Below are 20,595 nucleotides of genomic sequence, written 5' to 3' on the forward strand. Positions count from 1 at the left end.
ATCGAGGACAAGTCCCAGACCGTTACCATCACGAAGCCCGAAGTCGGCACCACCGCCAAGGACGGTCTCGACGGCAATAAGACCGTCGTTTCCGATACCGAGGTTTCAGTGGTCGATACCGTGAAGTACAAGAACGTCCCTCCCGGCACGACCTACAAGGTTTCCGGCACCCTCTACGAGAAGATCACCGACAAGGACGGCAAGGTCGCGAAGAAGCAGCTCCGCGATGCCGACGGCAACCCCGTCACCGCCGAGACCGAGTTCGTTCCCGATGACACCTACGGCACCGTCGATGTGACCTTCACCTTCGATGGGTCGCTCCTGAAAGACAACACGCCGGTGGTCGCGTTCGAGTCCCTGTCCTACAAGGGCAAGGAGATTGCTTCCCATAGCGATATCGAGGATGAAGACCAGACGGTCACCATGCACACCTCCGAGATTGGTACCACGGCCATGGACAAGCTCGATGGTGACAAGACCGTCATCGCCGATGCCGAGTCCACCGTCACCGACGAGGTTTCCTACGACCATGTGCTTACCGGCAAGGCTTACACCATGGCCGGTATCCTGATGGATGCAAAGACCGGCCTTCCCGTGCTGACTGGCGAAGGCGCGAAGAAGTACACCGAGGATGACCTCACCAAGTTCACTTCCGGTCTGATGAACCTGCTCGGCTTCCAGTCGAACACCTACTCCATCAAGGTCAAGGGCAAGGACTGGGGCAACGGTGCCGCCACTGTGAAGAACGCGGACGGTTCCTACACCTATGATGCTTCCGAGCGCACCGAGCAGGAGGACGGCACTTGGAAGCTCACCGGTCAGGAGGGTAACGGCACAGGCTCCGTCCGTAATATCGAGGAGACCTACAAGGCCGATGAGGTCGAGGTCACCGATAACGGTATCGACTGGTCGAACGCAAAGAAGCTCCCGACCGCTTCCATTGACCTCGCCAAGGTGAAGGCGTATGCCGAGGAAAACAAAGACCTCCTCTCCTGCCTTGTCTACAAGACGGCGGAGTTCACCCCTGAGAAGGAGTCCGGTTCCATCGACATGGACTACACCTTCAACTCCAACGACGTTATCGACCGCCTGTCCGGCGAGACCAAGAACCTCGTGGTCTTCGAGGTCATGTTCAAGGGCAGCATCGAGAACGCTTCCGATGAGACTCCCGTTTCCATCGTCGCGAGCGAATGCGATAAGGACAACGAGGGACAGACGGTAAAACTCGCCCCGAGTACCATCGGTACCACCGCGACCGACAAGTCCGACGGTGACCATGAACTGATGGCTGGCAAGGATGCCGTCATCACTGACGAGGTGAAGTACGAGGGTCTTATCCCCGGCAAGGAGTACACGCTCCATGCCACGCTCATGGATAAGAAGACCGGCGAACCTTTGAAGGTTGCCGACAAGGGCGTGACCGCCGAACTCAAGTTCACGCCGAACAGTGAGAGCGGCACGGTCTCCATCAACCTCGGCGAGTTCGATGCAACCTCCCTCGACGGTCATACACTGGTTGTCTTCGAGGAGCTGACCAAACAGAGCGATATCGACGGCAAGACCACGGACGTTACCGTGGCGGAGCATAAGGATATCAACGACGAGGGACAGTCCGTGACCGTCACCTCGACCCCGGCAGGCTCCACCTACGGAAAGACCGGCGTTGACATGACGAACATCGCCATCGCCATCGGCATCCTCCTGATTGCCGCAGGCTGCGCGACCGCTTACGGCATCAAGAGCCGCAAGACCACCAAGGGCGATGCGGACGAGAGCGCAGAGGATAACACCGAAGCCTAGTGCCCGTAACGCCTGAAACCGGCAGGGTGCCAGCTCTTCGGCACCCTGCCTTCCTTTTAATTTGAAAGGGGGATACACCCATGAAGGACGATAAAGAGAACGATATCGAGATGAACGACGGAGATTCCACCGAATCACCTGCGGATGGGAACAACATGCACGCGAACCCGGAAAGCGAGAAGAAGCCACACAACCGGAAGGTCATCGCCGCCATCTGCGGCTTTGCCCTCGTCGCGCTCATCGGCGGCGGTGCCTATTATGGCATCAGCCACCAAACCGGTGCAGATTCCAAGGCCGAATCCGTGCAGGCGAATGATTCCAAGGAAAGCGGTTCCGACGCGTCTGCGAAGGACGGCTCTAGGAGCAAAGAGAAGTCTCACACCCACGACTGGTCTATCACCTACAAGACCGTCCACCATGACGCTGTGACGCACACGGAGCACGTGGCACCCGTCTACCAGAACCTGACCACCTACCATACCGTTTGCAATGAGTGCAAGCAGGTCATCGACGGCAAGGCCGATGACCACATCAAGCAGACCGGTCACTCCGGCTACTCCACCAACGTCCCCATCACCGATGAGGTCATGGTGAGCGAGGGCTATGATAAACAGGTCACCGACACCCCGGCTTACGATGAGACGGTCATCGACAAGCTGGTCTGCACCACCTGCGGAGCGACGAAGGATGCCCCGCAGGCCACATCGGATGCCGCCAAGTAATTCAGATGGCCAGATTGGGAAATCATAACCGGAAATCCCGTGCGGCTTTTGCGGCAGCGGAGGTCTTCTTGGCCGTCGCTGCCATCCTTTTCGGCGTGCTGCTTCATTTCTATCGGGATGCAAGTCCCTCACCGTCACCAAACGGCACGCCGCAGGAAACCGCCACGGAAAGCGCAGGTGGTCGGGAATCCGAGTTCCCTACTGTTGATTGGGATTACTGGAAGAGCGTGAACGGGGATGTTATCGGATGGATAACCGTGCCGGGGACGGATATCAACCATCCCATCCTGCAAGCTCACGCATCCGACCCGGATTACTACCTGCATCACGATATCTACCGGAACTACAATCCCTTGGGTGCGCTCTATCTCGACGCAGAATGCGAGAAGGAGGGCTTTCAAAGTCCGAATGCCGTCATCCTCGGACACAGCCTGACCCTCGGGAACGCGGTCACCTGTTTCGGCAACGTCCAACGGTATAGCGATAAATCCTTCGCTTCTGAGCATCAGACGGTACTCATCCAAACCCCAAACACCAAGATGCGCTACACCGTGCGCTTCGCGAATATCGTGAAGGGATGGGAGCCGACCAAACGGACGGTCTTTGCCGGTGATTCGGATTTTCGGAACTGGTACGATTCTTCGCGAGAATCTGCCGCCATGGTACTCGATACCGATTCCGAACCGAATCAGGTCATCTCCCTCGTCTCCTGCTCCTATAACTTCTGGAAGCAGAATGAGCGGACGGTCGTGACCACCAGTATCGACCAAAAACAGGCGCAAACGGAAACTGTTTCGACCGAATCCCGTCAGACTGGCTCTGGTGCCGAATAAGGACAGGTTTCAATCTGTTCGCACTCACGCTACAAACCTACCGCCAAGACCCCGCAGATTCGATTCTGTGGGGTCGTTTTCTTAGAGCATGTCGGAAAAGCGGCAGCTATCGTATAATTTTAATGAGCTTTCCCGGAAAGGAGACCATGATGAAATCTAAGCAGAAGCAGACTCCTACGGAGATTATTGATAACCAGCGTCAGGCGGTCGTTGAGAAAATCATCGAGGACATGAAGCGCGACGGGCTTCGTTGGGCAGAACCGTACCTGCCCTCCCTAACACCGCACAACCCCGTCTCCGGCACCGTGTATCAGGGCGGAAACCGCGTGCATCTTGGCTTCATCGGGTTCATGCGCGGCTACACGGACAACCGGTGGGCTACCTTCAACCAGATAAAGGATGCCGGTTGGCATGTGAAAAAAGGTGCCAAGTCCGCGCTCATCGAGAAATGGAAACAGTTCTCCTTCTACAAGGAAAACGAGGATACCGGTGAGAAGGAGCTTGCGGGACGCTATCCGAAGCTCGTCGGCTATTGGAACGTCTTCAATGCGGAAGATATCGAGGGCATCCCGCCTGAAAACTCCCCCGTCCACCAGAATGACCGGACAGCCATCATCGCCCAGAACCTTGAAGAATCTTCCAGATGCCCAGTCATCGAGAGCAGCAGCTACCTCGGAAGTGCCGCCTACTCTCCGGCCACAGACCGCATCGTCATCGCCCCGCGAGAGACCTTTCGCTCGGACGAAGCGTTCACCCGCGTCCTGCTGCATGAGATGACCCACTCCACTGGACACCCTTCCGCCCTCGCCCGTGAACTCGACACCCGCTTCGGAAGCCCTTCCTATGCTGAGGAAGAGCTGGTCGCGGAGCTTGGAAGCCTTTTCCTTTCCGCAGACCTCGGTATTCAGAGCACCGATTTGGAGGGCGAGTTCTACGAGAACCACGTCTCCTATCTGCAATCTTGGATGAATGCATTGGAAAACGACCCTTCCTATCTCTTCAAAGCCGCATCGAAAGCCGACCATGCGGACACCTTCATCATGGAGCGTTACGAGGAGGAACTGGGAAAGAACATTGAGATTGACGCACCGGAACTGGAAGAGGAGGTGTCGCTCGCCGGAGAGAGTCATGATATGGCAAGCGCATCCGAACACCAGCCGGAAAGCGAGATGCCGGAACCTGCCCTTGCTGCCGTCCTGTAGCCGTGTGCCCGCGCCGAAAGAGGAACATGCGTTCAATTAACGTATTGCCGTAATACTGGCATTATAGTATAATGGTAACATATGATAACAGCCATCTGGCAGAAAGGACGATAGGTATGGCAGAAATGGAAAAGAAACCTTGGCGCTTCACCATCGAGTTCGATGAGGAGAAGGCAAAAAGGAACGGCTACAACGTAGATGACCTCTACGACTGTGTGGGAAAATATGCGGAGCAAATGGGTAACGTCCGCATCGGACTTGGCACTTGGCAGGCAAAGAACCGCAAGGTGCAGTTCGGAGCGCAGTGTCCTGTTTGCGCCGCCCTTTCTAAACAGCCTTGGGTCATGCAGAACATTAAGTCTTGGCGTACCTATGAGGATATGAATGAACCGGAGGGCGAAGACTACCTACAGGTAATCCGGGATATCAGCCCGAAACGCATTTACGACTAGTCGCATTCGTACTTAGGATTCCAGATGGAACTTGATAGGAAAGCATTTCACTTCGACCTAGACAACGAGTCTGTTAAACGCTTCTATACCGGTAAAAGGAATGCATGGTCAGATATTCAGGACTTTCTGGAATCCCATAGCTTTGAGAAGCCGCAATATTCTGGATATGAATCGGCAGAAAATATCGTCATGTCCTATCAGCGTGCTTATGGCACCATAGATGAGATGATGTACAAGTTTCCTTGGTTCCAAAAATGCGTGAAAGCGGCCACCTTCACGGAAATCGGTGAAAGCTACGATGTGAAGGAGTTTCTTGAGAATGGGATGCAACTATCACTTCCCCTCCGCCCCGACACCCGCAAGGAGCTTCACTTCGACTTGGGAATGGCTGCGCTCAGTGAGAATTACGGCTCCATCAGGCCGAATGCTTGGCGCGGCGCTTGGACGCTTATCCGCATTTTCATGGAACGCAACGGATTCGTCCACACCCAGTTTTCCGGGTATGAGTCGAAAACGGTAATGGCGATTGACAGGGCAATGGCCGTCATGGAGGAATTGCAACAGAGATATCCTTGGTTCAAGGACTCCCTTCTCGCCGCATCGCTCACCGAGGTCGGCGAACGCCACGATGCCCTCTCCTATATCAAGGGTTCCAGTGGCATCATCGTTCCGGTTCCCACCCATTCGCTTGGGCTTGAAGAGCCGGATTTCTTCGGTTCCGAAATCGGTGATATGAAGAGTGCGACCGCAGAGCTATCGAAACGGAACGGGTCGGAACCACCGAAAGACCTGAACAAGGCGCATTAGAAAAAGCCCCGGCCATTTGGTCGGGGCTTTCCTTGCCTGAAATAGACGATTGCCTTGCTCTTTCTAGTTACTTCGTGGCACCGCAGGAAGAGCACTTGTACCCGGTGGTCACGGTCTCGTCCCATGCCTTGCTCACCAGCACTTGCTCGTCCCATGCTGCTTTGTCGGTCACAGTTTCAGAATACCCTTGCTTTACAGTCACATAGGTAGAGTGATAGCTTCCGCAATTACCACCATTCATAAGAGAGTTGTTAATATGTCCCCATGGGTCTGACGTAATATCCGCACCGCACTGGTTGCAGATATAGTGTTCCTCCGTTACCGGGTCATGCCATACCTGATGCGTCACCGCGTCATGGTGGACGGTCTTGTACTGAGCGTCGTGATGGACGGTCTTTGTCTGGGCTACCCAGTTGTGCTGATGCGCCGGGGTGTCATCCTTTTTCGATGAGCTGCCTGAATTGGTGTTCGAGCCGGAGTTGCTGCTGTTGCCACCATTCGGCTTGCTATCGGATTTTCCCTCGTCTTTCTTGGAGGATGAATTGCTCTTGTTTCCAGAGTTATCGGAGCTGCCTGTGGCCTTCCCATCATCTTTCTTGCTATCGGAGGTCTCCGGTGTCTTCGCATCGGACTTGTCCTCCTTGGCGGTCTCCTCAGCCTTCTCGGTCTCCTTCTCGACGGCATCCGTATCGGCATTCGGGTTCTTCTTGATGTTGTCCTCGAACTTCTTCACGACCTCGGCACCCTTGTCTCCGGTCAGAGTAGAATCGCCCTTCTTCACGGCTGCTGCAACATCCTTGGCGATGGCGGTCAGGTCATCCTTCGTCACCTTATCCGCATCCACCTTGTTGAAAGTCACACCCGTGCTGGCCGTCTTCTTGTCGGCCTTCCCGGCGGTAACCTTCTTCGATGACACCTTATAGATGGAACCGTCGGCGTTCACCGGTGAAATGAATGTGACGGTATAGGTGCCGGACTTGCCAACCTTCACAGTCACCTGTTTATTCGCGTCGATAGCGGTGTAGAAGTCCACCTCGCCGTCCGCTCCCTCGATATGCGCGATGACGGGCGTGGATGTGTCCGCATCCCAGCCGTCAGCCTTTACCTCAAGGGTAAGTACCATGTCCTGCTTCTCATCGTCCTTTGACTGGGACACCGCAGGGGCATTGGAATCTCCCGTCCAACTGGCATGTGAGATGGCGTAAGCCCCGCCGCCGATGAGAAGCGCCGCACAGAGGATTCCCGCACCAGCCGCGCAGACCTGCTTACGGGAGAACTCGCGCCCGAAGAGCACGAGCGGCTTCTTAGCATTCTCCTCCTCCGTCGAACCCACGACCTTCGGGATTTCGGCAGTCTTGTCCGCCGGGATACCCTCAGTCTCGATGCTGTTGTCGTTAAACATATTGCTGTCTTTCTTCATTTCTGTCAGTCCTTTCTGTCTCATAAGAAGTTTTCTTGCTCTCTATCTATCCATATTACCGGTAGGTCTCTACACCAACATACCCCATAGGACATGCACGAGGATGATGAGAACAAGGATAACCGCCATCCATTTGCTGTAGTAGAACAGTCTGTCTGGAAGCGTCACCATCGAAAGCCGCTCAATGCGTCTCTTGGATTCCTCTACCATCGAGTCGATGACCTTCCTGCTCCTTGCGGTCACCTCTTCGACGTTCTTTATGGTCATCTCTCCCGCCTTCTGCTGGGCGTTCGCAACTCCCATGAGTGCCATCTGATTCGCCTGATGCTGCGCGTCCGCCGCGCCGTTTCTCAGCTCCTCGACCTTTTCGAGCACATCCTTCATTTCCGAAACCATGCCGCGCATCTCCCTTGCGATGCGTTCGTTGCTCCGGCGCTGCTCGGCGATAAGGTCTTCCAGCTTCTTCACGGTTCCGATGAGGTCGGTCTCGTCGTTCTCATCCTCAAGCCTTCGTCCGGCGTTTCTGGCATCCCTCGCTTCCTCGGAGAGCTTAAGCTGCTGGCCGATACCGGCCATATGCCCGTCCGACTGCTCAAGTTCCCTCTTCACTTCGCTAAAATGCTTTGCCATGTAATCTTCGCTCCTTTCCATCCGTCAGTCCTCCAAACCCTTGCCCCTCTTCTCGCGCACGCGGATAGCGATGGGCGTGTCGAGCAGATAGGAGAGGTTGTGTACCGCATCCGCGACCGGCACGGCATCCGCCATGCTCCCACACATGTGTATCGCCTTCCAATCCTTCTCGCCCTTCACCGTCACCTCGACAAGAAAACGTTCCTTTTCCATCTCTCTCCTCGACCTTGCCGGTCTTTTCTATCGGATAAGGACAGCCTATCGCATCAGGTGTCCCTTTGTCTGGACACCTCTAGGGTTCACGCAGGTTCACCCCGCAGTTCGGGCAGAACTTCGGGACATATTCGGAAAACTCCTCGAACAGCGGCTCCTCGCTCTCCTCAGAATCCGTCATATCCTCCTCGACGCGCCCAGCCCATCCGCAGTCGGAACACCAGATGCCGTCCACGGGGTTTACATTTGCGGCTTTCGAGTGAGCGCTCCCAATGGTGATGAAAATCCTACTCATCGTTCTCAGCCCTCTCTCCATTGCTCTTCTCACGCACTTCGGCTTCCTTCCGCATCGCGGCAATTAGCTCCTCGGGCGTGATTCCGAGACCGTCCGCGATAGCGAAAAAGGACGCAAGACTCGGCAGACGCGTCGGCTTTCCCCCGCTTCCGGCCATTCCGGCAAACCAAGCGGATTTGCTGATTCCGCTTTTCTTGATGGCGTTGTCGAGCGTCATCCCCTTCTCGTACACGATGCGGCGCACCGCAACCGCGAAACACCCGAGTTCCGGGAAACGCTCAACGGCTTTCTCTGCCTGTGGCTTACCCGCCATGGTATCTCCTTTCTTACGGCTAGCTTGATTACTGGTAATATATCATACCACCAAACCAGATAAATCTTCAAGACGATACTCCATATATCCCGCACAAATAGGACAACAAACCAGCTTGAAAGCAACCCAGCAATATAGTAAGATAGACTCGTAAACCTATCTCTGTTTACATGGAACGGTCGGTAATTCGTCCGTCATGCAAACTAACAGACTTATTAGAATTGACATTAGAAAGAAGGTCATAACATGCGAACTTACCAACACCCGATATACCAAGACAACACCATGGCAATTCGCGCCGAATATGATGAGGAAAAACGAGTCTTCGATTTGATGAAGAAGTTCCTCTATATCGTCGGGACGATAACGGCGATAGTTGTTTTCCTTTTGCTTCTCGTTAATTCCCCTGCCCTGATAACTCAGACAGGTGCAATTGGAATCATTGCACTCGTTCCCGTCCTGCTGGTTGCAACAGCCTTTACCGGGTTTTACGTCGGCACGGTACCGGCTGGCTACATCGCTGCATGGCGTGCAATTAAGCGCTCAAAGCTGTTCGTTTGGGGTAACGCTCTCGGACTGCTCCTCATAGCGACACTTCTTCTTTCCATCCCGGCTGCATTCGCGCCCATTGCCTTTCTTCTCCAGTGGTTGAAGGTGTCAAATCTCAAGCGTCAGCTTGACGCGAACGCATAGTGAGGTAAACTGAACGCGTTTTCTTCCTTCGTGGAGAAACTTTCTTGCTTTAGCCCGCTGCTCCCTGATGTGCGACATTAAGGGAACGGCGGGCGCTTTTATGCCGATTCTCATACACCCGTATAGCGGCGCAAGCGGAATATCCCGCCCGCGCCGCTTTTTAATTAACGCTCGCCGTTCTCCTTGTTCGGTTCCGGGCGTTCCTGCGTAGGTGCCTGTTGCGCCCGCTGGGAACCGCCGCTCCCGGCGTTTCCGCCGTTCTTCTTCCCTTTCGGCATGACCGTCGAGGATACTTCCGCCCTGAGTTCGTCGGCTCCGCGCCAACAGGCGAGAATCAGGCGCTTGACCTCCGAATCGTCCGCGATATCCGAATCGGGACGCGGGAGTTTCAGCTTGGGGATATCCACGATTTCCATGCCCTCCATGCCACGTATCTCCTTGCGGTACTTCTGGTAGACGCTTCGGATTTGTGCAAGGTACCTCTCCTTCGTTTCCGTTACCATCGCCTTTTGCTGCTCGATATTCCTCTTCTCCGCAACGGCTGCGCTTCCTTCCGCATGGATGGATTTCGCCACATTCGCCTTAAACGCAGCTTCCAACCCCTTCGTTCCGAGGTCTGCATCGAGCTTCGCCACGGAGAAGGCATAGCGGTTGTTGTCCGTGTCGGTAACGTACATGCGCCCCCTCTTGAACTCCGTGTCAACGCCCCATGATTCCAAAAGCTCGCGGTAATCATAGATGTTCTCCGCTTCCCCGGCGGCGATACGGCACAGCTCTCGCAAGTTCGTCTTATAGGAGTCGATGCCGCGTGCCGCAAGTTCCTTCTCGATACGGGACGGCTGCTTTTTGTGGACGGAGGAATTGCGCTCGCCCTCCACGACCTGTTTCAACCCCCACTCGCGGTCGAGGTCGCGGATGCGGCTGGCGCGTTTCACCTTGGCGCTTTTTCCCAGCCCCTCATCGAGCCGCTTGCCCGTAGAGAGGTCGGTACGGTTGATGACGATATGGACGGCATAGCGATGGGTCTTGTCCGCCTTACAGTATTCGTTGTGAAGCGCCAACACTATCTGCTGGTTCGGGTAATGCTTTCCCACGTACTCCTTGGCATACCTCATGCACTCTTCCGGTGAGAGCCGCCCACCGTTTAAATCACACTCGTCGGGATTGAACCCGAGAATCTGGTGAAACAGAATCGTGTTCTTCGCTTCCTTAAGCTCCCCAGTCTTCTTATCCCGGACTCTCCTTGCCGCTTTGTTGTGCCCGTAGGCTTCCCGCGTCATCCACATGTGGTGCGCCCAGCGCTTCGGGTTCGTACAGCCGTCCATGTTCAGACTGTCGCGTAGAATCACCTTTCGGTCATCGTTGATATAACCGCGCAGGTTCTTCATGTGACCGGAACTCTGCACACCGGTCTGCTTGATGATGGTCAATGCAATTCCTCCCCTCATTCCCTTTTGAAATGAAACCCGCGCACCGGATACTCAGGTGCCATACCGTTTCGGATATACCCGGACGTACATCGGTATGCCCGCGCCGCATCTTCGATATCCCAGTAGCACCCCCGGTCTCAACGCAGATAACAGGTCTTGTCATTGCGGTTTTTCCTCCATTGCTTTCACGCTATCCCAAAACGGCGATTCCATCCAGACGGATTTCAAGCGTTGCAGATACGTCTTTGCCCCATCTTGCGTGAACTCGGCATCGGCATCGTCCGAATGAAGATACCACCCGTTCGGAAACTCAACCCAAGATGCAACGGTCTCACCGAGTTCCATGCTCACGTATCTCGTGAGCGTTACGCTCCAACCGTCCTCCTCATAGTGAATCGTCTTCTCGCCTTCACAATCGGCCATTGCCATCGCTCCTCCTGCTTTCATGAATCTATTTTCACGGACACTGCACCCATGCCGGAAAGAATATCGCTTTCCGACAGTTTCCGATTCCCTGTGACCTTCGGCTCCGTCCCATGTTCGCGACGGTAACCGTTCGTGAAAAATCGGAATACCGCTTCCGTCGTTTTCACCGGAGCGTGCCTGACAAACGGGTTGTATTCGTCATCAACGAAATAGAACGTTCCATCTCTCTTCGCGATATGCGCCGGACGCTTGCAGGTCGGGCACCGTGATTTCAGGTCGCGGTAATGGAGCCATCCAGAATCAGTCATCGACGTACTCCCAGCGATAGCCACCTGCCATACCGGACGCGGCACCGCGGATACCTGCCTGCGACGCTCCGGTTTCTTTTGCCGCTTGGGTAATCGTTTTGTAAACGACACCGGTTTCCACGCAGCGAACCCTTATTCCTCTTTTACTGGGAAGTAAATCATCCGGCTCTGGTTCATCCGGCTCTGGTTCGTCGGCATAGTAAAAATGAAGGCCTTTTGCCGTTCCATGCCTTTTTGCTGCCGCTTGGATATTTTTTTCCGAAACTCCCGTTTCCCGTGCCGCCTGAGCTATCGACTCGTAAACGACACCGGTCTCCTTGCAACGAACTCTTGTCCAGCTTCTATTCCGAAAGAACTCCTCATCCGGCTTCGGTTCATCGGCATAGTAAAAGTGTAAGCCCTTGGTTGCTATATGCCCTCTCAATGCCGCATAAATAGCCTCTCGCGGTACGCCAACCGCTTTTGCTGCCCTTGCTTGACTTTCAAAACGTTCATTCGTCTCAAGGCAGATGATTGGTCTTGAGTTCTTATAAACCTTTCTGTCGAAAACCGAATCGTCCGGTTCCGCTTCGTCAGCGTAATAGAAGTGAAATCCTCGACATGCCCCGTGGCGTTTCAGCGCACTGCTAACCAACGGCCTTGCGGCACCAATAGCACTCGCAGCATCCGTGACACTCGCAAACCGTTCCCCCGTCTCAAAGCAGATTATCTCTCTCTTTCTCCTCATTCTGTTCGCCCGCCTATCTAAGGAAACTGTCTTTTCGGTTCTCGTATTCCTCTCTTGTGATTTTTCCTTCCTTCAAAAGCTCCTTCCAAGACCACCAAGTGCAAACGCACGACTGGATTGTTTCGTCGGTAAACCGGATGCTTCCATCCGCGCATGGCTTGATGCCGAACGCTTCCTCTGAAAGGAAAAGTGCGTGCAAGAGTTCGTCATAGTGCTCAATGCCGTAAGTGTCGAAACATGCGGGTGCTACATCGAGTGCTTTCGCTATCCGTTCGAGCGTATTCTGCTTCGGACTACGCTCACCGAGTTCATAGCTTCTAAGAGCCGATTCCCCTAGACCTGCGGCATTCGCCAGTTCTCGTTGCGTCATGTTCCGACGCATCCGTATTCTTCTAATGCTCTTTCCCAAGAGTACGTTACTGTGTTTAGGTTCGCTCATTCTCGTGACTCCAATCACTCGCTCTCAGGGTTGTCGAAATCCTCGATTTGCAAATGGATGTTGTTCCGGTCTGCTTCTCTTCGGAGCGCCGCAAGCGCTTCCATGATTTCGGAAAATGACGAGACCTCTTTCTCCAAAACTCGTTTCGCTTCCTCCGGGTCGAACACTTTCACGCCGTAGGTGTTCAGGAACTTCATGAACTGGTTTAAGTTCGTTCCCTGCTTCGCGAGTTCGTGTGCCGCCTTTTTCAAAGGCTCGGTGTCGATGACCTTGATTGTCACGTCATCGGAATGGATAAGTAACGTGCGGGCATATTCGGAAACCGTCATTTCGTATTTTGCCGCTTTCCGTTTAAGGGTCTTCTTCTCGCGGTCGGTCATGCGTACCTCAACGCGTGCTTCCTTTTTCTGCATGTCGTTTTCGTCTCCTCTCGTTTTTCTAAAAACGGTTACTGAAAATGGTGCCGCCGCCATTTGCTAGTAACACGAAAACCGATAGTCGCTCTGCTGACTACTGGAACTCGGTAATCCTAAATTACCGTGTTTCAAAAAGCGCAAGCGTTCTCCCGTCAAGGCTCCGAAAGCCGCTCGGGAGCAAGATGGAAGGGTCGGAGAAATCCACAATAGTGGACTTTGTACGTACACTTCCCAAATCTTGCAACTCGAAGAGCGGCCTTGGCCGGTGAGCACTGATATTCTATCAGTGCGAGAGCAGAAAAGGCATGGAAAAGGGGGTGCCGCCGCACCCTTTCCCATGCCTTTTCTGCGGGGTTTCCGGCTTGCCCGGAAACCAAGAACCCGAGGTGCCGCCACCTCGGGTTCCCATCGCCTGCGTAGACGAAATCAATTTCTTTGAAGTCCTGACAAAGACTCTTTCCAATCGGTAAACCCTTTCATTTCTTGTTTACCTTCTCGAACCTTTATACACATCTCAGCAATTTTTCGCATCAGTTCGCAGTTGTGCTCCGCTATCTGTTGCGTAAGACCATCGCAACGAGCTGTAATTTCAAAAAGGATTTTGAGCTTTTGCTCTTCACCCTTTACCTTGTTAAATCTATCAACAAGGCTGGAAATGTACTCTAGTTCAACAACCTCTTTCTCCAATCGGTCTAACCTGATGGAATGTTCAATATGCGCAATCTTTTCTTGTTTCTGTTCTATTTCACCATTCAAGCGGTCAAGCTCCACCTGCATCTCTTCCTCTGTCATCGTATTGACCTTCCAATCGCGTCTTGATAAGCAAACGGATACCGTAAAAGGTGCCCGTTTTCCACATCGCTACTACTTCATGCAACTCATCCTCAATTTGAATTGCAGACCGCTACAGCTTCCATCCATTTCTTTCCAGAGCAACCAGCGCTTCACGTTGCCGAATGCCGAGTCCGCCGACACGCCTGCCTTTCGGTATCCGGTACAGTCGCATGATGACTACCGCCTTGCTTGCACCGATACCCGGAACACTTTGCAGAAGCGATGTGACCAAAATGCGCTTCGCATCCTCCTCGTCCATCGCATCCGTGAACGTAAGCTCGCCGGACTTCACGCGAGCTTTGAGTGCTGCATAGCGCCTGCGAGCCTGTATGGCAAGCTCTAGCGCATGGGCACGCTCCTCGCTGCTAAGGTTCGGCAGATGGTTCTCTTTCTCGGTCATCGTTACTTCCTACTTCAACTCGTTGTCCCAGATGTTATCGTCAGGCTGCGCCGCATGTTTCCAACGGTTCGCATCCGCCCGACCGTTCCAGTCGGCGATGAACTTCTCGATAGCAATGGCGCATCCGCTGTCAAGAGCTTCCGCCCACCTCTCGTTGTTCTCATCGCACCAATTCTGAAATACCGCAAACTCGGTGACATTGTTCTCGACGATGTGCCTTCGCATCCCCCGCATCTGCGCGATAAACCTCGCGGTGGCGGGAACCATGGTGATTAGGTTCATGTTCCAATCCCTTTTTCCGAAGTGAATCCATCTACCGGCTCCACTTCCTCTCTAATAAAAACGCCCGTCGATGTATTTCTCGATAACCGACGAAAGTCCGCTATCGAGTGCCTGAGACCAGCAGTCGTTGTTCTCATCGCACCAGTCCTGAAAATCGGTGAAGTCTGTGATGCCGTTCTCGCGTATGTGTTTCCGCATCGCACGCAGCATGTCGTGCTTCGATTTTTCCGATTCCGTTACCATCAAGCCCATCCCTTCATCACCATCCCCTTAACCAAGCTCCTCGGCAAGCAGTCGGACGATGAGCTTGGTCATGCTCTCCCCCGTCTCGACGCGGTGGAGCTGCGCTTCTTTGTGGAGCCAAGCCGGGATGAGGAGACTGATTTTCTTGAGTTCCACCTCGTCCGTCTCATGCTTGCCGGAACCTTCCTTCTGGATATCCGCCATCTCGCGCTTGGACTTCTGCGCGCTCGCCATGAACGCGTTCGCTGTGGTCTTGTTAGCCATTGTTCTTCTCCTCTTCGTTCAGAACCGAATCTGCAAGCAGCTCAATCGGGGCGACCACATGGCTCTTCGGGTCGTACTCCGCCACGGACACACCGGCTGCTGCGGCACGTGAGAGGGCAACGGCGCGGGGAATCTTCGCAATGATGGGAACCTCCTCGCCCTCAAGGTACTCCACTAGCTGACGGTCGAGTGTGCCGTAGGCATAAAAGTTGTTGACGATGACATACGCTTTTGCGCCAGTGCCGGACTCACGCACGATATCGAGCGTTCTCAGCGTCGGCTCCATGTCGCGCGTACTCGGAAGCATGGGTACGAGGATGAGATTCGCCGCGCGGCACCAATCGTTCACACCGCCCACGAGCACGCCCGCCGTATCGACAACCTGAAAATCGCACTCCTCCGCGAAATCAGGGTCATCGCAGACCTCATGGACGGAACCGCCCTGCGGGTCGGTAGTGACGAACGCCACGGTCTTGCCGCGACGCTCAAGCGCAAAGGAAAGCTCGTCCGCGATGGTGGTCTTGCCGACTCCGCCCTTCTGGTTGAGCATCAGAATCGTGTACATGTTAGAAGTCCTTTCTGTCCTGTTTGAAAAACGCTACTCACGAGAATCGGATGCGCGTACAAGCCCGTAACCGACGGTGACGGAAAACAACGAGCACACGGCGAATACCGCAGCAGCCACGTTTCCGAAAACGACCGAAACCGTAAGTGTGAGAAACGCCCACCATCCGACGGTCACCGCGAATAGCAGGCCGAGGAAGAGCATGAAGGGGATTTCCCGCACTGAATCGCCACGAAAGTGCATTCCGTCCTCCCTAGAACGGAATATCCGCATCATACGTTTCCGGTTCCGTAGACTGCCCCTGGGCAGAAACCGTATCCTTCCCGGCACCCTTCGAGTCCGCAAACTCGATATCGGTCACGAGAACGGAAAGGGCATGACGCTTCTCCTCGTTCTTCATCCAAGAGTGGTAGCGGAGCCGTCCATCCACCGAAACCTTCTTCCCCTTGGTGAGATAGGGAGCAAGTGCTTCGGCTCGCGCACCGAACAGGGCGCAATCGACAAACACCGGTGCATCGACATATTCGCCGGTCTCGCTGTCCTTCTTCTTCTCGTTGATGGCGAGTCCGAAGGTGAGGACACTCGTGGCATCCCCCTTTTTGCGAAGCTCCGCATCGCGCGTGAGGTTGCCCATGATGGTCACTCGGTTGATAGCCATTGTCTTTCCAATCTCTCGATGGTGTTTGCGGAGGATTCTGGAATCCTCCTGCCGGGAAAACTTTTATCCCCTGCTGCCTATAAATATAGCAGACTGGCATACCAGCAAACAGGCGAACCGTACACTCCTTATATCCTACATATAAAAGCATGAATGAACTTGCCGATATCTTGCCTAAATCTTGAACTCGCAACTGCCGTATTCCAAGCGGAAAACATCATCCATGATGCCATCCTCGCTGTCGGGCACAAGCCTGACGAGACGGATGGTCTCATCCTCCGCATCGGAGCGCAGCTCGATGATGAAGCCGTCAAATCCCTCCCGCTCACATCTTGAGACCATCCCAATCCCCTTGCAGTACGCTTCTGCAACGGCAAAGGCATCAAGCGCAGCTTCTCGACGCTTTATCTTCGCCTTGAAGCTCTCTTCCACCCCGTCACCGCCACTGCAACGACTGATGGAAAGCGTGTATCCGTCCATGTCTGTTCCTTTGCCTTCACAAACCACTGCCTGCATTTTCGCTCCCTTCTGACTAGCTAATAATAAATATAGCAGACCACCAAACCACAAATACGGCAAACCATAAAACCATCATAACAATGCGGAGAAAAAAAGGGCTCCCGCACAGGATGCCCCTTCTCGTTTCCGCTAACGCTGATTGAGGAAGACCTTCGATTCCTTGCACCTCTATCTGGCACCAAGGAGCGTGATGGAGCCTACACAGCCAACAAGCGCAATAAGAATGCCGAGAACGAAACCCGTCGCAAATCCGAATGCCGCCATCTTCGTTCCCTCCGGTCGGTACGGCGCGTTGATGTTCATCAGGGATGCGGCGAGAATCCCGGCGATGCCGCCGAGGAATCCGAGGAAGAAGAAACCTGCCTTCTGCCCGCTTGTAAGCTCACGCTCCATCGTCATCAGCATCTGGTCTTTCCCTGACTCCTTGGAATACATCTGCCCCATTCCTTTCTTTTTCTTCGTAAAATCAGGACGCGATGCCTTCGCCCCTGTTCCGGCACCGCGCCCTGTCGGAATCTTACCATCCTCCGCGCGTTATGGCACAATCTGTTCAGGGATGCCGTCAAGTAGGAAGGAAGAACCATGGCTACCATTCAAGATTTCGAGGAGCGTATCGAGAAACAGAAGGCGGAACTCGCCAAACTCGAAGCGAAGAAAAAGGAACTTGAAAAGAAGATTCGCGAGCGGAACCGGAAGTGGCGCTCTCTGGTCACCCATTCCGCTGGTGAAAGTGTGCTCTCCGCCGTCGGTTGCGCTTGGCAGGAACTCGACCTCGACGCACTCGACCGATTCCTTGCGAGCCATGCAGACGAGGTGAGCGACATGCTCACCGCCCGTGGAAGCACCCCGGAGAATGCCAAGGCGCGTCTCGATGCACGCAAAAAGAAAACGGCTAAGACGGAGCCTGTCGCTGATGGTGGGTTGCAGGCAGCGGAACCGGATAGCGAAAACTCCGACTGGTAACAGAAAAGGGAGCCGTGTGACCGAAATCACAGGCTCCCTTTTCTCCTGCCCGCACTCCGAGATAAAAGCAACAGGCAGAAAGGACTTTCGCTACTGTAGCACAGCGCACCGTCGCACGGGACGCGAATCTGGCAGAACCATCTGAAAACGCGTGTCTAATTGTGAAAGAAGCATGAAATCTGGCTGGAAAAGTCCACAAAACAGGACAGATATAGTAAAACATAATCACAGATTGCAAGCAGAAAGGAGCACCATGGATTTCAGCAGCTACTACTACTACATCCCCTTGAACTTCTACGAGACACCTGAGATGACGCTCATCGACCATGAGCCGAATGGGGATTCCGCAACCGTACTCGTCCTCGCCCTGGCTAAAATCCACACGCGGACGGTCACGAAAAACGATGACGGCACGTTCACCATCGTGACCGATGACGGCACGTTCACGGATACCGAAGTCATGGATATGCTCTCCTCCTTCGGCTACCGGGCGAATCACGCCAAGTACACTCATGCCCTCGCGGTTGTCGCGAGGTTCCCACCCTTCGACCATCTCGCCTACTCCGAAGCCGAACGCGATAAGAAGACCCCGGAGGTGTACCGATGAAGCTCCGAGGAGCGTGGCGCAGGGACTACAGCGAGTTCTTCGACACGCAGGAAGCCCTACTCATCGACGCGATGGACAATGCGGACTCCATCTACACCGTCTTCGCCCGTCTACAATCGCTTGCGGTGAAATGCGGCTGCGCCGGGAAGCTCCTTCTCCACGAAAGCGTTCCCTACACCGACGAGATGCTTGCTGCGGTCACTAAGAAGACCGTTCCCGCCTTTCGGCAATGCGTGCAGCCGCTCGTGCAGCTCGGCCTTGTCATCTGCGAGGATGGCATCTACGCCATCGCGGACTGGGAGTTCAACCAGAACGCCCCGGCAATCGACGCGATGCGCGAGGGAAACCGGAGCCGCAAAGCCAAGGAGCGTGCAAGAAAGAGCGGTGGGAAGTCAGCTTCCGAGAAGAAGCGTGAGAAACTTGTCGCTTTCCTTACCGCCCACCCAAGCGCCACGAAAACCGAGATGAGCAAGGCCACCGGTCTTAGCCGTGTGACTATCAACAAATACCTTTCAGAACTCCCAGCCATGCTTCCCGCTCCTGCCATCCCGGAAGAAAGCGGTGTACAGAAGGCGGAAGGCAGTGTACAGAATGTACAAAGTGTACAGAATGTACAAATGTACACTGTACAAAATGGTGTACAAATGGACGTACAGCTGTACACGGAAATGTACAACAATCTGTACACGCCACATACCAATGAAACCGCAGGTAGCACGGCTGAACAAGCCGAAAATGGCGATGTACAAAATCTGTCACGCCCTAAGAATATAGATGATAGATATAAGAATACATCTACATCTACAGCTATAGCTGATGGGGAGGGAGCAACAGATTCTGGAATCCCGACAAGGGAGGAAGTACGCTCGCACTTCGCAAAGATGGGATTCGCAGTTGACCCCGACCGTTTCTTCGACGTGAACGAGGGGCGCGGCTGGCGCACGAACTCCGGCAAGCCCGTCGATGACTGGAAGAAGCTCGCCGCAGTCTGGGACAGGAACGAGCACCCGAAAACCGTTACCCCTCCCGCACGCACGGAACCGAAGGCCGATGCGGTCGTGAAAATCCCCTCCGTCGAGGAGGTTATGGCGAAATGGGGTTGTGACCGGGAGACGGCTCAGGGATATATCGACGAGAATATGTACTAGAAATGCCCCTGAGAATGTCTGAGAGCCTGCCTATGACACGTTAAATGTCATGTGGCAGTAACCGACCGAACAAGACTACAAAGTCCCGTAGACAGGCTCTCAGACAGGGTGACGCAGAAAGGACGAGGTAAATGAACGAGAACGGAACGAAAACCAAGGAGCAGGACGGACGAAAGCCGGTTGAAGACTATCGCGACGCAGACGGCATCCTCATATGCGGGAAATGCGGGGAGCCACGCGAGCGGATGTTCCCGGCGGGCGGAATCTTCAAGGAGCCGCACCTTGTCCCGACCATGTGCCGTTGCCAGAGGGAGGAAGCGGATAGGCAGCGCGAGGAAGCCGAGCGGGCGGAGAAAAGGCGCAGGACGGAACGGCTAAGGAAGCAGTGCTTCCCCTCATCCGGCAGGTACGCCTTCTGCACCTTCGATGCCGATGACGGCAGGAACGCGGCTCAGAGCACCGTCTGCAAGGCGTTTGCCGCGACCTTCGACCCGAAAGACCCGGAGGGGCTTGTCCTGTACGGGAAGCGCGGCACGGGCAAGAGCTTCCATGCGTCCTGCATCGCGAACGCCGTCATCGAGCGCGGGTTCTCCTGTCTCGTGACCGATATCAAGCAGGTCGTGAACCTGATGGAATCCTCCTTCGAGAAGCGTTCCGGGAACCTTGAGAGAATCCTCGCCCCAGACCTCCTCATCCTTGAAGACCTCGGTGCCCAGCGCTCAACCGAGTACGTCATGGAGCACGTCTACGACGTTATCGACGGGCGCTACAAGGCGGGGAAACCGATGGTGATAACGACGAACTTCGACTTTCGCGAGAGAATCCTGAACGCCACGGCAGATGACCCGTGGGGACGTGTCTTCGACCGCATTGTTGAGGTCGGGTTCCCGGTGAAGTACGACGGCAATTCGCGCCGTCGGGAAATCGGAATGAAGAACCGCAAAGATTTCAAGCGGAAGTTGGGAATCGAGGGGATAGAATCGTAG

31 protein-coding genes are annotated in these 20,595 nt (G+C 54.5%); 11 read left to right on the top strand and 20 right to left on the bottom strand.

Annotated elements, in window-relative coordinates; translation table 11 throughout:
* The 6 genes from PGR14_RS13105 to PGR14_RS13130 all read left to right on the top strand — a co-directional run.
* Positions 1-1,800, top strand: a 1,800-nt coding sequence (locus PGR14_RS13105) for a VaFE repeat-containing surface-anchored protein (RefSeq protein WP_270223538.1), incomplete at its 5' end; no start/stop codon positions are given.
* Positions 1,801-1,880: 80 nt separating this feature from the next.
* On the top strand, positions 1,881-2,522 hold the full coding sequence (locus tag PGR14_RS13110) for a hypothetical protein (RefSeq protein WP_270223539.1): 642 nt from the start codon (positions 1,881-1,883) through the stop codon (positions 2,520-2,522).
* A gap of 14 nt (positions 2,523-2,536) precedes the next feature.
* Positions 2,537-3,355, top strand: coding sequence for a class B sortase (locus tag PGR14_RS13115; RefSeq protein ID WP_270223540.1), 819 nt, complete (start codon positions 2,537-2,539; stop codon positions 3,353-3,355).
* A 149-nt stretch (positions 3,356-3,504) separates the two neighbouring features.
* The gene (locus PGR14_RS13120) at positions 3,505-4,557 is read left to right on the top strand and encodes an ArdC family protein (RefSeq protein WP_270223541.1); all 1,053 of its coding nucleotides are present in this window, start codon (positions 3,505-3,507) and stop codon (positions 4,555-4,557) included.
* Positions 4,558-4,628: 71 nt separating this feature from the next.
* Positions 4,629-5,009 carry a hypothetical protein gene (locus tag PGR14_RS13125; protein WP_147345607.1) on the top strand — a complete coding sequence of 127 codons (381 nt, stop codon included), beginning with the start codon at positions 4,629-4,631 and terminating at the stop codon, positions 5,007-5,009.
* A 24-nt stretch (positions 5,010-5,033) separates the two neighbouring features.
* Positions 5,034-5,816, top strand: coding sequence for a hypothetical protein (locus tag PGR14_RS13130; protein ID WP_117786570.1), 783 nt, complete (start codon positions 5,034-5,036; stop codon positions 5,814-5,816).
* Between the two features lie 67 nt (positions 5,817-5,883).
* Here the strand turns inward: PGR14_RS13130 and PGR14_RS13135 are convergent, their stop codons facing one another.
* The 5 genes from PGR14_RS13135 to PGR14_RS13155 form a co-directional block, all read right to left on the bottom strand.
* Positions 5,884-7,260 (bottom strand): hypothetical protein, encoded by a 1,377-nt coding sequence (locus PGR14_RS13135; RefSeq protein WP_270223542.1) that lies wholly within the window; start codon positions 7,258-7,260, stop codon positions 5,884-5,886.
* Positions 7,261-7,305: 45 nt separating this feature from the next.
* Entirely contained in the window at positions 7,306-7,887 is a 582-nt protein-coding gene (locus PGR14_RS13140; RefSeq protein WP_270223543.1) for a hypothetical protein, read from the bottom strand.
* 3 nt (positions 7,888-7,890) lie between these two features.
* Positions 7,891-8,079, bottom strand: coding sequence for a hypothetical protein (locus tag PGR14_RS13145; protein WP_117786573.1), 189 nt, complete (start codon positions 8,077-8,079; stop codon positions 7,891-7,893).
* A 79-nt stretch (positions 8,080-8,158) separates the two neighbouring features.
* Entirely contained in the window at positions 8,159-8,374 is a 216-nt protein-coding gene (locus tag PGR14_RS13150) for a hypothetical protein (RefSeq protein ID WP_117527847.1), read from the bottom strand.
* Entirely contained in the window at positions 8,367-8,687 is a 321-nt protein-coding gene (locus PGR14_RS13155; RefSeq protein WP_055168065.1) for a helix-turn-helix domain-containing protein, read from the bottom strand. Before PGR14_RS13155 ends, PGR14_RS13150 begins: the two co-directional genes overlap by 8 nt.
* Before the next feature lie 246 nt (positions 8,688-8,933).
* Between PGR14_RS13155 and PGR14_RS13160 the strand changes: the two genes are divergently transcribed.
* Positions 8,934-9,380 (top strand): hypothetical protein, encoded by a 447-nt coding sequence (locus PGR14_RS13160; RefSeq protein ID WP_270223545.1) that lies wholly within the window; start codon positions 8,934-8,936, stop codon positions 9,378-9,380.
* Positions 9,381-9,544: 164 nt separating this feature from the next.
* Here PGR14_RS13160 and PGR14_RS13165 read toward each other — a convergent pair whose 3' ends face one another.
* The 15 genes from PGR14_RS13165 to PGR14_RS13235 all read right to left on the bottom strand — a co-directional run bounded on the left by PGR14_RS13165 (position 9,545) and on the right by PGR14_RS13235 (position 17,335).
* Positions 9,545-10,810, bottom strand: coding sequence for a relaxase/mobilization nuclease domain-containing protein (locus PGR14_RS13165; protein WP_270223546.1), 1,266 nt, complete (start codon positions 10,808-10,810; stop codon positions 9,545-9,547).
* A gap of 159 nt (positions 10,811-10,969) precedes the next feature.
* A complete protein-coding gene (locus PGR14_RS13170) occupies positions 10,970-11,239 on the bottom strand; it encodes a hypothetical protein (protein ID WP_117786575.1) in 270 nt (89 codons plus the stop codon).
* 14 nt (positions 11,240-11,253) lie between these two features.
* Positions 11,254-11,544 (bottom strand): hypothetical protein, encoded by a 291-nt coding sequence (locus PGR14_RS13175; protein WP_270223549.1) that lies wholly within the window; start codon positions 11,542-11,544, stop codon positions 11,254-11,256.
* Entirely contained in the window at positions 11,537-11,968 is a 432-nt protein-coding gene (locus PGR14_RS13180; RefSeq protein WP_270223550.1) for an NUMOD1 domain-containing DNA-binding protein, read from the bottom strand. The genes PGR14_RS13175 and PGR14_RS13180 overlap by 8 nt, the downstream gene beginning before the upstream one ends.
* Positions 11,969-12,284: 316 nt before the next feature.
* The gene (locus PGR14_RS13185; RefSeq protein WP_270223552.1) at positions 12,285-12,710 is read right to left on the bottom strand and encodes a helix-turn-helix domain-containing protein; all 426 of its coding nucleotides are present in this window, start codon (positions 12,708-12,710) and stop codon (positions 12,285-12,287) included.
* A 14-nt stretch (positions 12,711-12,724) separates the two neighbouring features.
* Positions 12,725-13,123 (bottom strand): plasmid mobilization protein, encoded by a 399-nt coding sequence (locus PGR14_RS13190; RefSeq protein WP_270223554.1) that lies wholly within the window; start codon positions 13,121-13,123, stop codon positions 12,725-12,727.
* Positions 13,124-13,552: 429 nt separating this feature from the next.
* Positions 13,553-13,918 carry a hypothetical protein gene (locus PGR14_RS13195; RefSeq protein ID WP_270223555.1) on the bottom strand — a complete coding sequence of 122 codons (366 nt, stop codon included), beginning with the start codon at positions 13,916-13,918 and terminating at the stop codon, positions 13,553-13,555.
* Between the two features lie 112 nt (positions 13,919-14,030).
* Positions 14,031-14,360 carry an integration host factor, actinobacterial type gene (gene mihF, locus PGR14_RS13200; protein WP_055158130.1) on the bottom strand — a complete coding sequence of 110 codons (330 nt, stop codon included), beginning with the start codon at positions 14,358-14,360 and terminating at the stop codon, positions 14,031-14,033.
* 9 nt (positions 14,361-14,369) lie between these two features.
* A complete protein-coding gene (locus PGR14_RS13205) occupies positions 14,370-14,642 on the bottom strand; it encodes a hypothetical protein (RefSeq protein ID WP_117527833.1) in 273 nt (90 codons plus the stop codon).
* Between the two features lie 51 nt (positions 14,643-14,693).
* Complete coding sequence (locus tag PGR14_RS13210; protein WP_055158126.1) at positions 14,694-14,894, bottom strand: hypothetical protein; 201 nt, start codon at positions 14,892-14,894, stop codon at positions 14,694-14,696.
* A gap of 18 nt (positions 14,895-14,912) precedes the next feature.
* Complete coding sequence (locus tag PGR14_RS13215) at positions 14,913-15,149, bottom strand: hypothetical protein (RefSeq protein WP_055158124.1); 237 nt, start codon at positions 15,147-15,149, stop codon at positions 14,913-14,915.
* The gene (locus PGR14_RS13220) at positions 15,142-15,714 is read right to left on the bottom strand and encodes a ParA family protein (protein WP_117527829.1); all 573 of its coding nucleotides are present in this window, start codon (positions 15,712-15,714) and stop codon (positions 15,142-15,144) included. The genes PGR14_RS13215 and PGR14_RS13220 overlap by 8 nt, the downstream gene beginning before the upstream one ends.
* Positions 15,715-15,967: 253 nt before the next feature.
* Complete coding sequence (locus PGR14_RS13225) at positions 15,968-16,372, bottom strand: single-stranded DNA-binding protein (RefSeq protein WP_195253401.1); 405 nt, start codon at positions 16,370-16,372, stop codon at positions 15,968-15,970.
* A gap of 174 nt (positions 16,373-16,546) precedes the next feature.
* A complete protein-coding gene (locus PGR14_RS13230; protein ID WP_270223556.1) occupies positions 16,547-16,888 on the bottom strand; it encodes a hypothetical protein in 342 nt (113 codons plus the stop codon).
* Between the two features lie 171 nt (positions 16,889-17,059).
* On the bottom strand, positions 17,060-17,335 hold the full coding sequence (locus tag PGR14_RS13235; protein ID WP_147364674.1) for a hypothetical protein: 276 nt from the start codon (positions 17,333-17,335) through the stop codon (positions 17,060-17,062).
* Between the two features lie 138 nt (positions 17,336-17,473).
* On the opposite strand from PGR14_RS13235, the gene PGR14_RS13240 reads away from it, so the two are divergent.
* The 4 genes from PGR14_RS13240 to PGR14_RS13255 all read left to right on the top strand — a co-directional run bounded on the left by PGR14_RS13240 (position 17,474) and on the right by PGR14_RS13255 (position 20,595).
* Positions 17,474-17,854, top strand: a complete 381-nt coding sequence (locus PGR14_RS13240; protein WP_117774018.1) for a hypothetical protein — start codon at positions 17,474-17,476, stop codon at positions 17,852-17,854.
* A 253-nt stretch (positions 17,855-18,107) separates the two neighbouring features.
* On the top strand, positions 18,108-18,461 hold the full coding sequence (locus tag PGR14_RS13245) for a hypothetical protein (RefSeq protein WP_117774019.1): 354 nt from the start codon (positions 18,108-18,110) through the stop codon (positions 18,459-18,461).
* Positions 18,458-19,609: a phage replisome organizer N-terminal domain-containing protein gene (locus PGR14_RS13250; protein ID WP_270223557.1), complete on the top strand. Its 1,152-nt coding sequence runs from the start codon at positions 18,458-18,460 to the stop codon at positions 19,607-19,609. The genes PGR14_RS13245 and PGR14_RS13250 overlap by 4 nt, the downstream gene beginning before the upstream one ends.
* Before the next feature lie 131 nt (positions 19,610-19,740).
* The gene (locus PGR14_RS13255) at positions 19,741-20,595 is read left to right on the top strand and encodes an ATP-binding protein (protein WP_117774021.1); all 855 of its coding nucleotides are present in this window, start codon (positions 19,741-19,743) and stop codon (positions 20,593-20,595) included.

The organism is Coprococcus sp. AF99-45 (assembly GCF_027663865.1).
Taxonomy (GTDB): domain Bacteria; phylum Bacillota; class Clostridia; order Lachnospirales; family Lachnospiraceae; genus Allocoprococcus; species Allocoprococcus comes.